The organism is Phenylobacterium sp. (assembly GCF_041913825.1).
Classification (GTDB): domain Bacteria; phylum Pseudomonadota; class Alphaproteobacteria; order Caulobacterales; family Caulobacteraceae; genus Phenylobacterium.
The window spans coordinates 193,529-204,695 of the sequence record NZ_JAYSEO010000006.1 but is presented as its reverse complement, the minus strand read 5'-3'; the positions used below and the strand labels follow the sequence as shown (position 1 = coordinate 204,695).

13 protein-coding genes are annotated in these 11,167 nt (G+C 70.7%); 6 read left to right on the top strand and 7 right to left on the bottom strand.

Annotated elements, in window-relative coordinates:
- A partial coding sequence (locus ACE3Q8_RS06950) for an adenosylhomocysteinase (RefSeq protein WP_374469523.1) occupies positions 1–679 on the bottom strand: 679 nt, incomplete at its 3' end.
- 210 nt (positions 680–889) lie between these two features.
- Here ACE3Q8_RS06950 and ACE3Q8_RS06945 point away from each other — a divergent pair.
- The 3 genes from ACE3Q8_RS06945 to ACE3Q8_RS06935 are packed head-to-tail and all read left to right on the top strand — an operon-like array spanning position 890 to position 3,260.
- Entirely contained in the window at positions 890–1,804 is a 915-nt protein-coding gene (locus tag ACE3Q8_RS06945; RefSeq protein ID WP_374469522.1) for a class I SAM-dependent methyltransferase, read from the top strand.
- The gene (locus ACE3Q8_RS06940) at positions 1,801–2,541 is read left to right on the top strand and encodes a pseudouridine synthase (protein WP_374469521.1); all 741 of its coding nucleotides are present in this window, start codon (positions 1,801–1,803) and stop codon (positions 2,539–2,541) included. Before ACE3Q8_RS06945 ends, ACE3Q8_RS06940 begins: the two co-directional genes overlap by 4 nt.
- Positions 2,538–3,260: a spermidine synthase gene (locus tag ACE3Q8_RS06935; RefSeq protein ID WP_374469520.1), complete on the top strand. Its 723-nt coding sequence runs from the start codon at positions 2,538–2,540 to the stop codon at positions 3,258–3,260. Before ACE3Q8_RS06940 ends, ACE3Q8_RS06935 begins: the two co-directional genes overlap by 4 nt.
- Here the strand turns inward: ACE3Q8_RS06935 and ACE3Q8_RS06930 are convergent.
- Positions 3,214–4,698: a CHAD domain-containing protein gene (locus tag ACE3Q8_RS06930; protein ID WP_374469519.1), complete on the bottom strand. Its 1,485-nt coding sequence runs from the start codon at positions 4,696–4,698 to the stop codon at positions 3,214–3,216. The two genes, ACE3Q8_RS06935 and ACE3Q8_RS06930, sit on opposite strands and share 47 nt — an antisense overlap.
- 158 nt (positions 4,699–4,856) lie before the next feature.
- On the opposite strand from ACE3Q8_RS06930, the gene bioB reads away from it, so the two are divergent.
- The 3 genes from bioB to ACE3Q8_RS06915 are packed head-to-tail and all read left to right on the top strand — an operon-like array spanning position 4,857 to position 7,616.
- The gene (gene bioB, locus ACE3Q8_RS06925; RefSeq protein ID WP_374469518.1) at positions 4,857–5,852 is read left to right on the top strand and encodes a biotin synthase BioB; all 996 of its coding nucleotides are present in this window, start codon (positions 4,857–4,859) and stop codon (positions 5,850–5,852) included.
- Positions 5,853–5,904: 52 nt separating this feature from the next.
- Entirely contained in the window at positions 5,905–6,858 is a 954-nt protein-coding gene (locus ACE3Q8_RS06920; protein ID WP_374469532.1) for an ABC transporter ATP-binding protein, read from the top strand.
- Positions 6,855–7,616, top strand: coding sequence for an ABC transporter permease (locus ACE3Q8_RS06915; protein ID WP_374469517.1), 762 nt, complete (start codon positions 6,855–6,857; stop codon positions 7,614–7,616). Before ACE3Q8_RS06920 ends, ACE3Q8_RS06915 begins: the two co-directional genes overlap by 4 nt.
- A 1-nt stretch (position 7,617) precedes the next feature.
- Here the strand turns inward: ACE3Q8_RS06915 and ACE3Q8_RS06910 are convergent, their stop codons facing one another.
- The 5 genes from ACE3Q8_RS06910 to ACE3Q8_RS06890 are packed head-to-tail and all read right to left on the bottom strand — an operon-like array spanning position 7,618 to position 11,069.
- On the bottom strand, positions 7,618–7,896 hold the full coding sequence (locus ACE3Q8_RS06910; protein WP_374469516.1) for an HPr family phosphocarrier protein: 279 nt from the start codon (positions 7,894–7,896) through the stop codon (positions 7,618–7,620).
- Positions 7,893–8,297, bottom strand: a complete 405-nt coding sequence (locus ACE3Q8_RS06905) for a PTS sugar transporter subunit IIA (RefSeq protein ID WP_257815790.1) — start codon at positions 8,295–8,297, stop codon at positions 7,893–7,895. The genes ACE3Q8_RS06910 and ACE3Q8_RS06905 overlap by 4 nt, the downstream gene beginning before the upstream one ends.
- 51 nt (positions 8,298–8,348) lie before the next feature.
- Positions 8,349–8,786, bottom strand: coding sequence for an HPr kinase/phosphorylase (locus tag ACE3Q8_RS06900; protein ID WP_374469515.1), 438 nt, complete (start codon positions 8,784–8,786; stop codon positions 8,349–8,351).
- Complete coding sequence (locus tag ACE3Q8_RS06895) at positions 8,783–10,381, bottom strand: stimulus-sensing domain-containing protein (protein ID WP_374469514.1); 1,599 nt, start codon at positions 10,379–10,381, stop codon at positions 8,783–8,785. Before ACE3Q8_RS06895 ends, ACE3Q8_RS06900 begins: the two co-directional genes overlap by 4 nt.
- Positions 10,350–11,069, bottom strand: a complete 720-nt coding sequence (locus ACE3Q8_RS06890; RefSeq protein WP_374469513.1) for a response regulator transcription factor — start codon at positions 11,067–11,069, stop codon at positions 10,350–10,352. The genes ACE3Q8_RS06895 and ACE3Q8_RS06890 overlap by 32 nt, the downstream gene beginning before the upstream one ends.
- Positions 11,070–11,167: the final 98 nt, after the last annotated feature.

The following is an 11,167-nucleotide window of genomic DNA, read 5'->3' as shown; positions in this document are numbered from 1 at the left end:
CGTAGAGGTTGTCGAACTTCGACTTGGTGACGCTGTCGTTGACGTTGATCGCCGGGAAGGGCAGCTCGCCGCGCTCGGCCATCTGATACAGGCGGTGCACGCCCGTGGTGGTCTCTTCCGAGACGCCCTTGATGGCGTCGCGGATCGCCGAATAGAAGCCCGGCTTCTCCTTCAGGTAGCGCTTCATCACGGTGAAGAGCGCTTCCTCTTCCTCGTTCTGCGGGTTGGCGAGGACCGACGGGTCCTTCTCGGCCTTGGGACCCAGCACGCAGAGCAGGGTGGCGTCGCCGCCATCGTCCAGGATCAGGTTCGGGTAGCCGCCGTCGTGCCACTCGAAGATCTTGTGGGCGTACTCCCAGTACTCCACCAGCGTCTCGCCCTTGATGGCGAACACCGGGGTGCCCTTCACCGCGATGGCGGCGGCGGCGTGGTCCTGGGTGGAGAAGATGTTGCAGGAGGCCCAGCGAACCTCGGCGCCCAGCGCCTGCAGGGTCTCGATCAGGACGCCGGTCTGGATGGTCATGTGGAGCGAGCCGGCGATCCGGGCGCCCTTCAGCGGCTGGTCCTTGCCGAACTCGGCGCGCACGGCCATCAGGCCGGGCATCTCGGTCTCGGCGATGTCGAGTTCCTTGCGGCCCCATTCGGCCAGCGAGAGGTCCTTCACGACGTAGTCGGTCATGGGGCGTAGCGTCCTGATGCGGGATGTCGGTTTGCGGCTCCTATAGCCGCGCGCGGCCACTCTCGCAAGGAGGACATAAAGAAAGCTTTATATGTCTGAGACGACTCGCCGCGCGGCGGAGTGGAGCCGGCGGAGAAAAGGCGCTAGCTGACGCCCGGCCTCGCCTCGGGGCGCTGGCCGTAGCGAAACAGAGCAAGGATCGGGCTTCAGGTGAGCGACGCTGCAAGGGTCTGCGTCTATGGCGCGCCGCCGGCCGGCCTGGTCGAGGTCCCCCGCGGCGCCGTCCAGGTCTCACCGCTGTCGCCCGGCGGCGAGAGCCTCGAGGAACTGGCGTCGGGAAGCCTGGCCGCAGCGGTGGTCGCCGCCCCGCCCGGGACGGTGGAGCGCCGTTACGTCCTGGCCCGCCTGCTGCAGGCGCTGGCGCCCGGCGCGGCGCTGACGGCGGTGGCGCCGAAGGACAAGGGCGGCGCCCGGCTGCGCAAGGAACTGGAGGCGTTCGGATGCACGGTCGCGGAGACGAGCGGCCAGCACCAGCGCATCTGCCGCACCGAGCGGCCGCCGGAGCCGACCGGCCTCGAGGCGGCGATCGCCGCAGGCGCCCTGCAGCATCATCCGACGCTCGGCCTCTGGACCCAGCCCGGGGTGTTTAGCTGGGACCGGCCGGATCCGGGCACGCGCCAGCTTCTCGCCGCCCTGCCGGCGCTGTCCGGACGCGGCGCCGACCTGGGCTGCGGCCTCGGCGTCCTGGCGCTCGCGGTTCTGGAGGGGGCCAAGGTCAGCCGCCTGGACCTGGTCGACATCGACGCCCGCGCCATCGCGGCGGCCCGCCGCAACGTCGAAGATCCCCGCGCCGCCTTCCACTGGGCCGACGCCAGGCTCGCGCCGGAGCTGTCCGGCCTCGACTTCGTCGTCAGCAATCCGCCGTTCCACGATCGCGGCGTCGAGGATCGCGAGCTCGGCCAGGGCTTCATCCGCCGGGCGCATCAGATCCTGCGGCCGGGCGGCGCGCTCTGGCTGGTCGCCAACCGGCATCTGCCCTACGAGGCGGTGCTCAACGGCCTGTTCAGCCGGGTGACGCCCCGCGGCGAGGGGGCGGGGTTCAAGATCTACGAGGCTCGGCGATGAGCGCGACGTTCCGGCTCGACCGGCTGCTGGCCAACATGGGCTACGGGTCCCGGCGCGAGATCCAGGCGCTGGTCCGTGCCGGCGAGGTGGTGCTCGACGGCCAGCCGGTGAAGGACGCCGACATACGCCTGGCGGCGGGGCCCGAGCTCGCTGAGCGGATGCGGGTCGGCGGGGCGAAGCTCGATCCCCCGCCCGGCATGGCCCTGATGCTGCACAAGCCGACCGGCGTCACCTGTTCGCACAAGGAAGCCGGCCCGCTGGTCTACGACCTGCTGCCGACCCGCTGGCGCGCCCGCGATCCGGCGGTCTCGACCGTGGGGCGCCTGGACAAGGACACGTCCGGCCTGGTGCTGCTGACCGACGATGGCGACCTGCTGCACCGCATCATCTCGCCCCGCCGCCACGTGGCGAAGCGCTACGTGGCGACCCTCGCCCGGCCTCTGGAGGGTCACGAGGGCGCACGGTTCGCTTCGGGCGAGCTGATGCTGGACGGCGAGGACAAGCCGCTGGCCCCCGCCGTGCTGGAGCCGCTCTCGCCGACGGCGGCGCGGCTGACCATCACCGAGGGCCGTTATCACCAGGTGCGCCGGATGTTCGCCGCGGTGGGCAACCACGTCCAGGCCCTGCACCGGGACCGGATCGGCGGCCTCGACCTGCCGGAGGATCTTGCGCCCGGCGCCTGGCGGCTGATGAGCCCGGCCGACACCGCGGCCGTCTTCGCCGAGCCCGCCGCATGATCCCCTGGGTCCAGCTCGACGCCGCGCCCATCCCGGACGGCGGCGAGCTCCGCCTGATGCGGCGCGGCTCGGAGCTGTCGATCATGTCCGGCCCGATCGAGCTGATGAACAGCCGGCTGAGCGGCTCGGAAGAGGCGCTGGCCACCCTCACCTGCGAGCCCCTGGCCGCGGCCGCCGGTCCGTCGGTGCTGATCGGCGGGCTCGGCATGGGCTTCACCCTGCGCGCTGCGCTCGCGGTCCTGCCCGCCTCGGCGAAGGTGGTGGTCGCCGAGCTGGTCCCCGCCGTCGTCGCCTGGGCGCGCGGCCCGATGTCGGACCTGTTCGCCGGCAGCCTCGACGACCCGCGCGTCACGATCCGCGAGGGAGACGTGGCCGAGATCATCGCCGAGGCGCGCGCCGCCTACGACGCCATCCTGCTCGACGTGGACAACGGTCCAGGCGGGCTCAACCGCGACGCCAACGACGGCCTCTACGACATGCGGGGCCTCGCCGCTTCGGCCCGGGCGCTTCGGCCCGGAGGCGTGCTGGCCGTGTGGTCGGCCGTGCAGGACGCCGGCTTCGTCCAGCGCCTGCGCCGCAGCGGCTATGTGGTGGAGGAGAAGCGCGTGCGCGCCACCGGCGGCAAGCGCGGCGCCCGCCACGTGATCTGGCTCGCCCGCCCGGCTTCGACGCCTAGCGCCAGAACCGCGGGGTCTCGTCCAGCTTCTCGAAGGCCCTGACGGCCTTGTGGATGCGGCCGGGCTTCTCGGCTGCCTGCAGGCCAGTGAGCTCGCCCGCGGCGAAGGCGGCCTCCGGCGGCAGCTCCATAGACGCCAGCAGGGGCTCTGCGGTGGCGGCGTCGTTCAGCGCGCCCAGCTCCTCCTGCAGGTCCTTCAGCCGCCCGATGAAGCGGGTCGTCGGCTTCTCCGGGAACAGGCTGGCGAAGGTTTCGGCGGCGTAGCGCAGCTTCTTCGCCTCGATCCGCGCGTCGTGGCGGGCCTCGTCCGAGGCCTTCTCCAGGTCCCGGGCGAGCTTGCGCAGCTTGCGGCGGCGGCGGTCGAGGGCGGCGGCGGCGAAGGCGGTGGCCTTCTGCTCGCGCACATCGCGGCCCGCGTCGTCGGAGAGCCAGGCGCCGGTCTCGATCCAGGCGGTGGCGTCGATCATCAGGCGGCGGAAGCGCTCGGAGCGCGCGGCCTCGGCCGCCTGGGCGGAAGCCTCCGCCCGCGCCGTCTCCACCGCGTGCACCAGGGCGTCCAGCCCGGCCGGCGCGGCCGGCAGGGCCGCCGCGGCCTCGGCGATCCGCTCGGCCAGGACGTCGAGATTGCGGGCCGCGTCGCAGGCTTGGGCCAGCCAGCGCAGCTCGTCCTTCACCGCCTCGGCCCCAAGCTCGTCGAGCAGCGGGCCGAAGGTGGCGATGGCGCTCCGCAGCCGCCGGGCGGCGACGCGGAGCTGGTGGACCGCTTCCGGCTGCGGCCCTTCGCGCAGCACCGCGGCGTTGGCGGCGATCTGGCCGAGCGCGTTGCGGGCGGTGGCCTGGAAGGCCTCGGCGGCGGTTACCCCGCGGGCGAGCTCCACCCGCTCCTTGCGCCGGGCCTGCAGCGGCGCGCCCGCGACCAGCGCCTGGCCGCGGGCCGACTTGCTGTCGAACGAGAGGTAGAGCGGCGCGGCGGCGCCCAGCTCGCGGGCCAGCTCGAACAGCGCCTCGGGCCGGCCGGACTTCAGCTCCAGCTCGACCTCGCTGATCGGCGCGGTACGGTCGCCGCCGCGGACCTCGCCCTCGTCCAGGGCGAGCTCGATCTCGGCGTCCCGGTATCGCACGAGGCGCTGGCGGCGCGTGACGCGGACGTCGAAGGCCGGGCTCAGCGCCACCGCCTCGCCGTTCGGAAGGATGTCCTTGAGCGGGCCGACCGTGGGATCCGGTCGGTCGCCTTCCACCGGGACCTCGTGCTCCTCGCGGGTGAGGCCCGCGCCGCGCTTCAGGGTCTGCACCCGGCGGCCCTTGCTCTCGCGGACCCGCAGGGAGACGCCCTGCTTCTGGAGCTTCAGGTCCGGGGTGTCGAAATAGGTGCTGGCCAGCTCGCGGGTCTCGTCCTCGCCCGCCGGCGCCGCCGCCAGGACCGCGGCGAGGTCCTCCGCGGCGCACAGGAACTTCAGCTCGATCTCGTGAGATCCGCTCATCCAGGCGCCCTTCTCCGGCCCATGATCGACTGGCGCCTAGCACAACGCCGCGCCGGGAACATGCGCACGCTCAACAATAGCTAAAATTTTCCGCCCGCCGGACCGCTTGCTCCACGCAGCGTGAACCGCTCTAAGCGCGTCGAGCAAAGGAGCCGCCGATGAACGCCCCCTTCCGCCCCGCCGACCCTGCCCAGCCCCGGCACGACTGGACGATCGAGGAGGTCGAGGCGCTGTTCGAACTGCCGTTCACGGAGCTGGTCTTCCGCGCCGCCGAGGTTCACCGCCGCTGGTTCGACCCCACCGAGCTGCAGATCAGCCAGCTGCTGAGCGTCAAGACCGGCGGCTGCGCCGAGAACTGCGGCTACTGCGCCCAGAGCCAGCACTTCAAGACGGGCGTGAAGGCCACCAAGCTCATGGAGGCCGAGACGGTCATCGCCGCCGCCCGGGAAGCCAAGGCCGGCGGCGCCCAGCGCTTCTGCATGGGGGCGGCCTGGCGCGACCTGAAGGACCGCGACCTGCCGAAGGTCGCCGCGATGATCTCGGGCGTGAAGGCGCTGGGGCTCGAAACCTGCGCCACGCTGGGCATGCTGACGCCCGACCAGGCCCGCGCGCTGAAGGCCGCCGGCCTCGACTTCTACAACCACAACCTCGACACCGGCCCGGACTACTACGACCAGGTGGTCACCACCCGCACCTACCAGGAGCGGCTGGACACCCTGGCGGCGGTGCGCGACGCCGGCATGTCCACCTGCTGCGGCGGCATCGTCGGCATGGGCGAGACGCGCCGCGACCGGGCGGGCCTGCTCCACCAGCTCGCCGTCCTGCCGGGCCATCCCGAGAGCCTGCCGATCAACGACCTGATGCCGATCCCCGGCACGCCGCTGGGCGACTCAGAGGCCGTCGATCCGCTGGAGTTCGTCCGCATGATCGCGGTCGCCCGCCTGGTCTGCCCCAAGTCGGTGGTGCGCATCGCCGCCGGTCGCGAGCACATGACCAAGGAGCTGCAGGCGCTCTGCTTCCTGGCCGGCGCCAACTCGATTTTCGTGGGCGGCCGCCTGCTGACCACCAACAACCCCGAGAAGACCGCCGACGAGGCCCTGCTGGCCGACCTGAAGATGCGCCCGATGACCCGCAGGTCGGCCGAGTTGGCCTAGCGCTCCGCTTGATGTCGGCTACGCCCTAGCTGAACCGTCCTTCGGGCCCTATCTGGAGGGCGCAAGAGGGGGACGCGTGGATCCGATCATCCAAATCGAGGGCCTGTCGAAGACCTATGCCGGGGGCTTCCAGGCCCTCAAGGGCGTGGACCTGACCATCCGGCGCGGCGAGATCTTCGCCCTGCTGGGGCCCAACGGCGCCGGCAAGACGACGCTCATCGGCATCACCTGCGGCATCGTGAATTCGACCGGCGGACGGGTGCTGGCCGGCGGTCACGACGTGGTCCGGGACTACCGCGCCGCGCGGACCAAGATCGGCCTCGTGCCCCAGGAGCTCTCCACCGACGCCTTCGAGACGGTCTGGGCGACGGTCAACTTCTCCCGCGGCCTGTTCGGCAAGCGGCCTGACCCGGCCTACCTCGAGAAGGTGCTGAAGGACCTCAGCCTCTGGGACAAGAAGGACGCCAAGATCCAGGCGCTCTCCGGCGGCATGAAGCGGCGGGTGATGATCGCCAAGGCGCTCTCCCACGAGCCGGAGATCCTGTTCCTCGACGAGCCCACCGCCGGCGTCGACGTGGAGCTGCGCCAGGACATGTGGGAGATGGTCCGCGGCCTGCGCGAACGCGGCGTCACCATCATCCTGACCACCCACTACATCGAGGAAGCCGAGGAGATGGCCGACCGGATCGGCGTGATCTCCCGGGGCGAGCTGATCCTGGTGGAGGAGAAGCACACCCTGATGCGGAAGCTCGGCAAGAAGCAGCTCACCCTGCAGCTCCAGGAGCCGCTGGCGACGGTCCCGCCGGGGCTTGGCGGCTACAAGCTCGAGCTCGCCAACGACGGGCAGGAACTGATCTACACCTTCGACACCCAGGCCGATCACACCGGCATCGCCGAGCTGCTGCGGGAGCTCTCGAAGAACGGGATCGACTTCAAGGACCTGCAGACCAGCCAGAGCTCGCTCGAGGAGATCTTCGTGAGCCTGGTGCGCGGAGGCCGCCAATGAACCTGCACGCCGTCCAGGCCATCTACCGCTTCGAGATGAGCCGCTGGTTCCGCACCATCGTGCAGAGCGTGGCGGCGCCGGTGATCACGACCTCGCTCTACTTCATCGTCTTCGGCGCCGCGATCGGCCGCCGGATGCCCGAGATCGACGGGGTCAGCTACGGCGCCTTCATCATCCCCGGCCTGATCATGCTCTCGATCCTAACGGAGAGCATCTCCAACGGCTCGTTCGGCATCTACATGCCCAAGTTCGCAGGCACCATCTACGAGGTGCTCTCGGCCCCCATCGGCGTTGGCGAGATCGTGCTGGGCTACGTCGGCGCGGCGGCCACCAAGTCGGTGGTGCTGGGCCTGATCATCATGGCCACGGCCAGGGTGTTCGTCCCCTACTCCATCGCCCATCCGCTGGTCATGCTGGCCTTCCTGGTGCTGACCAGCGTGACCTTCAGCCTGTTCGGCTTCCTGACGGGCATCTGGGCGGACGGCTGGGAGAAGCTGTCGATCATCCCGATGATGGTGGTGACGCCGCTGACCTTCCTGGGCGGCAGCTTCTATTCCATCGACATGCTGCCGGGGATCTGGCGGACGATCGCCCTGTTCAACCCGGTGGTCTACCTGGTGAGCGGCTTCCGCTGGGCCTTCTACGGAGTCTCGGACGTGGGCGTGGGCGTCAGCCTCGCGGCCACGGCGGGCTTCCTCGCCGCCTGCCTGCTGGCCGTCACCTGGATCTTCCGCACCGGCTGGCGGCTGAAGACCTAGGCTATTCCTCTTCCTCGAAGCGGCACTCGACGAGGGCGCAGAGGGCTTCGAGCGCCTGCGGCGCCTCGGCGCCCTCGGCCTCGATGGCGATCTCGCTGCCGGGGCCGGCGGCGAGCATCATCAGGCCCATGATCGAGCGGGCGTCGACCGTCTGGCCGTCCTTGGTGACCCGGACCTCGGCGTCGAAGGCGGAGGCGGTCTTCACGAACTTGGCCGAGGCGCGCGCGTGCAGGCCGCGCTTGTTGCAGATCTCGACCGTGCGGGCGGCGGTCTCGCTCACTTTTCCCCTGCGAGCACGTAGGAGGCGACCGAGATGTACTTGCGGCCCGCTTCCTGGGCGCAGGCCACCGCGTCCTCCAGGCTCTGCCGGGTGCGCACGCTGGCCAGCTTGATCAGCATGGGCAGGTTCAGCCCGGCGATCACCTCGGCCTTGGTCTGCTCCATGACGGAGATGGCGAGGTTCGACGGCGTACCGCCGAACATGTCCGTGAGCAGGATCACGCCGCCGCCGGAGTCCACACGGCCGCAGGCCGCGAGGATGTCCTGCCGCCGGCGCTCCATGTCGTCTTCCGGGCCAATGCAGATGGCTTCGACCGCGCTCTGCGGCCCCACCACATGCTCCATGGCGAAGATGAACTCCTCCGCCAGCCGCCCGTGTGTGACGATCACGAGCCCGATCATGAAATGTCTCTCAAGGGGTATCCCCACCCGGCCGCGGCTACGCGAGCGCTGCTAAATACGCTTCTTGGAGCCGGCGTCAAAGGCGGCGAGCGCGTGACCGAGTTTCGCAGGGGCCGAGGCTTCACACGCCTGGAGATGCGCCAAGGGAACTCGCAACCCGAGGATGTCGGCGAACGCCGGGTCCGGCAGCCGTTCGGGCGCGCCGGCGCGGACCACCAGGGCCACCTCCGCGAACGGCAGAGCCTCGAAGCGCCGGATGCCCACCCCACGCACCTCCAGCAACCCCTGCAAGGGGGCCGGCGCGCGGCCGAACAGGCGGCCGCCCGAGACCCAGAGCAGCACCCGGTCGTCGGCGACCAGCCGGAAGCCTTGCTCGAGGGTGCGGAGCATCAGGTCGCTCTTGCCCGAGCCGGACGGCCCCTCGATCAGCACGCCGCGCCAGGCGCCGCCGGCCCCGCGCCGGGCGATCAGGCCGGCATGGACGATCACGCCTGCGCCACCGGCAGGGTGAGCACGAACAGGGCGCCCACCACCTTGTCGTCGGCCCCCAGCCGGTTCTCGGCGTGCAGCGAGCCGCCGTGCGCCTCGGCGATCTGGCGGGCGATGGACAGGCCGAGGCCCGAGTTGCCGCCGAACGCCGTTCCCTTCGGCCGGGAGGTGTAGAACCGCTGGAAGATGGTCTCCAGGTTCTCGGGCGGGATTCCGGGCCCGTTGTCGGCCACCGTGACGATCGCCTGGTCGCGGGTGCGGAACAGCGAGACGGTCACCTCGTCGCCCGGCGGCGAGAAGGACCGGGCGTTGTCGATGAGGTTGCGGAAGATCTGGCCGAGCGGCCCCTCGCGCCCCAGGACCACCACCGGCTCCATGCCGCCGGGGGCCTGGAAGCGGACCCGGACGTCCTGCGGCTTCAGCGTCGCGTCGTAGAGATTGACGATATCGAAGATCAGCCGGCCGAGGTCGACGGCGCGGGGGTTGTCGCGCGACAGCTCGGCGTCCAGGCGCGAGGCGTTTGAGATGTCGGTGACCAGCCGGTCGAGCCGCTGGATGTCGTTCTTCAGCACCTTGAACAGGCGCTCGCGCGCGCCCTCGTCCTTCACCAGGTCCAGCGTCTCGATGGCCGAGCGCATGGAGGTGAGCGGATTGCGGATCTCGTGCGCCACGTCGGCGGCGAAGCTCTCGATGGCGTCCATCCGCTCGGAGAGCACGTGGGTCATGTCCTCCAGGCTGCGGGTCAGGTCGCCGAGCTCGTCGTCGCGGCCCGCGAGATCGGGCAGCGAGATGGCCCGGGCGCGGGCCTGCTTCACGCGGTCGGCCGCGCGGGCCAGGCGCCGCACCGGCTGGGCGATCAGCCGGTTCAGCAGCAGCGACGACAGCAGGGTCACGGCCACCGCGATGAGGATGAAGGGGGTGAGCGCCGCCCGCTCGCGGGCGATGATCTCGTCCACGTCGCGGGCCTCGAGGGTCAACACGCCCAGCACCGCCTGGACGTGCTGGATGGGAATCGACACCGACACCACCCGGTCGCCGCGGCCGGTGCGCCGGAGCCCCGCCACGTGCTCGCCGTTCAGCGCCCGGCGCAGCTCGGCCTCCAGGGCCAGGCGCGCAGACTCAGGCGTCGGCTTGGGCGAGCTCGGCATCTCGAGCCGGAACCGCTCCGACTCGCCGCGCGGGCGGGCCGGCGGCAGCGGCTGGGCCTCAACCTGGTCCACCACCCAGTCGCTGTCGGCGACGACGTTCCCCTCGGCATCGAACAGCCGGGCCCTCTGGCCCTTGGGATTGGCCAGGAGCTGCAGGACGATGTCGTTCGCGTAGGCCGCGTCCATGGCCGGCGCGGGCTCGCCCACCGTGGCGGCCTGCTCGATGATCGAGGCCATCAGCTCCCCCTGGGTGGTCAGGCTGTCGATCCGCGCCTCCACGAGGCCGCGGCGCAGCTCGTTCATGACCATGGCCCCGCCGATCAGGATGGCGAGACTGAGCACGTTGAGCGCGATGATCAGCCGGCCAAGGCGGGTGCCGGGCAGCCACGAAAGCCCCGAGCGGCGCGGCCGCCGCTCAGCTTTCGCGGTATCGATAGCCGACGCCATAGAGCGTTTCGATCGCGTCGAACTCCGGGTCCACCTCGCGGAACTTCTTGCGCATCCGCTTGATGTGGCTGTCGATGGTGCGGTCGTCCACGTAGACCTGGTCGTCGTAGGCGGCGTCCATCAGGTTGTCGCGGCTCTTCACGAAGCCGGGCCGCTGAGCCAGCGACTGCAGCAGCAGGAACTCGGTGACCGTCAGCTTCACGGGCTTGCCATCCCACAGGCAGTCGTGTCGGGCCGGATCGAGGGTGAGCTTGCCGCGCTTGATGGCCCGCGTGCCGCCGTCGGCCGCCGGCGCAGGCGCCGCCCCGCCGTTCTCCTCCGCATCGACGCCCGCGCGGCGCAGCAGCGCCTTCACCCGCTCGATCAGCAGCCGCTGGCTGAACGGCTTGTGCATGTAGTCGTCGGCCCCGAGGTTGAAGCCGAGGATCTCGTCGATCTCCTCGTCCTTGGAGGTGAGGATGATCACCGGCAGGTCCGAGTTCCGGCGCAGCCGCCGCAGGACCTCCATCCCGTCCATCCGGGGCATCTTCACGTCGAGGATGGCGAGGTCGGGCGGATCGTTCTCCAGCGCCGCCAGGCCGGCGGCGCCGTCATAGTAGGCCTTCACGGTGTGGCCATGGCTTTCCAGCGCCAGGCTGACCGACGTGACGATGTTCTCGTCGTCGTCCACCAGGGTGATCTTGGCCATGTTTCGTCGATGTCTCCGTCGGGAAGATTGGTGAAGCTAGTCGCCACGCACCATGGCCTCAATGGGGCGGCGGCCAAGCCGTTCCGGAAACGCGGCCT

What these genes read in the sequence shown, in the direction of transcription:
- ACE3Q8_RS06940 (WP_374469521.1), top strand. Translation starts at nt 1,801, where the DNA reads ATGAGCGCGACGTTCCGGCTCGACCGGCTGCTGGCCAACATGGGCTAC.
- ACE3Q8_RS06935 (WP_374469520.1), top strand. Translation starts at nt 2,538, where the DNA reads ATGATCCCCTGGGTCCAGCTCGACGCCGCGCCCATCCCGGACGGCGGC.
- ACE3Q8_RS06930 (WP_374469519.1), bottom strand. Translation starts at nt 4,698, where the DNA reads ATGAGCGGATCTCACGAGATCGAGCTGAAGTTCCTGTGCGCCGCGGAG.
- bioB (WP_374469518.1), top strand. Translation starts at nt 4,857, where the DNA reads ATGAACGCCCCCTTCCGCCCCGCCGACCCTGCCCAGCCCCGGCACGAC.
- ACE3Q8_RS06915 (WP_374469517.1), top strand. Translation starts at nt 6,855, where the DNA reads ATGAACCTGCACGCCGTCCAGGCCATCTACCGCTTCGAGATGAGCCGC.
- ACE3Q8_RS06905 (WP_257815790.1), bottom strand. Translation starts at nt 8,297, where the DNA reads ATGATCGGGCTCGTGATCGTCACACACGGGCGGCTGGCGGAGGAGTTC.
- ACE3Q8_RS06895 (WP_374469514.1), bottom strand. Translation starts at nt 10,381, where the DNA reads ATGGCGTCGGCTATCGATACCGCGAAAGCTGAGCGGCGGCCGCGCCGC.
- ACE3Q8_RS06890 (WP_374469513.1), bottom strand. Translation starts at nt 11,069, where the DNA reads ATGGCCAAGATCACCCTGGTGGACGACGACGAGAACATCGTCACGTCG.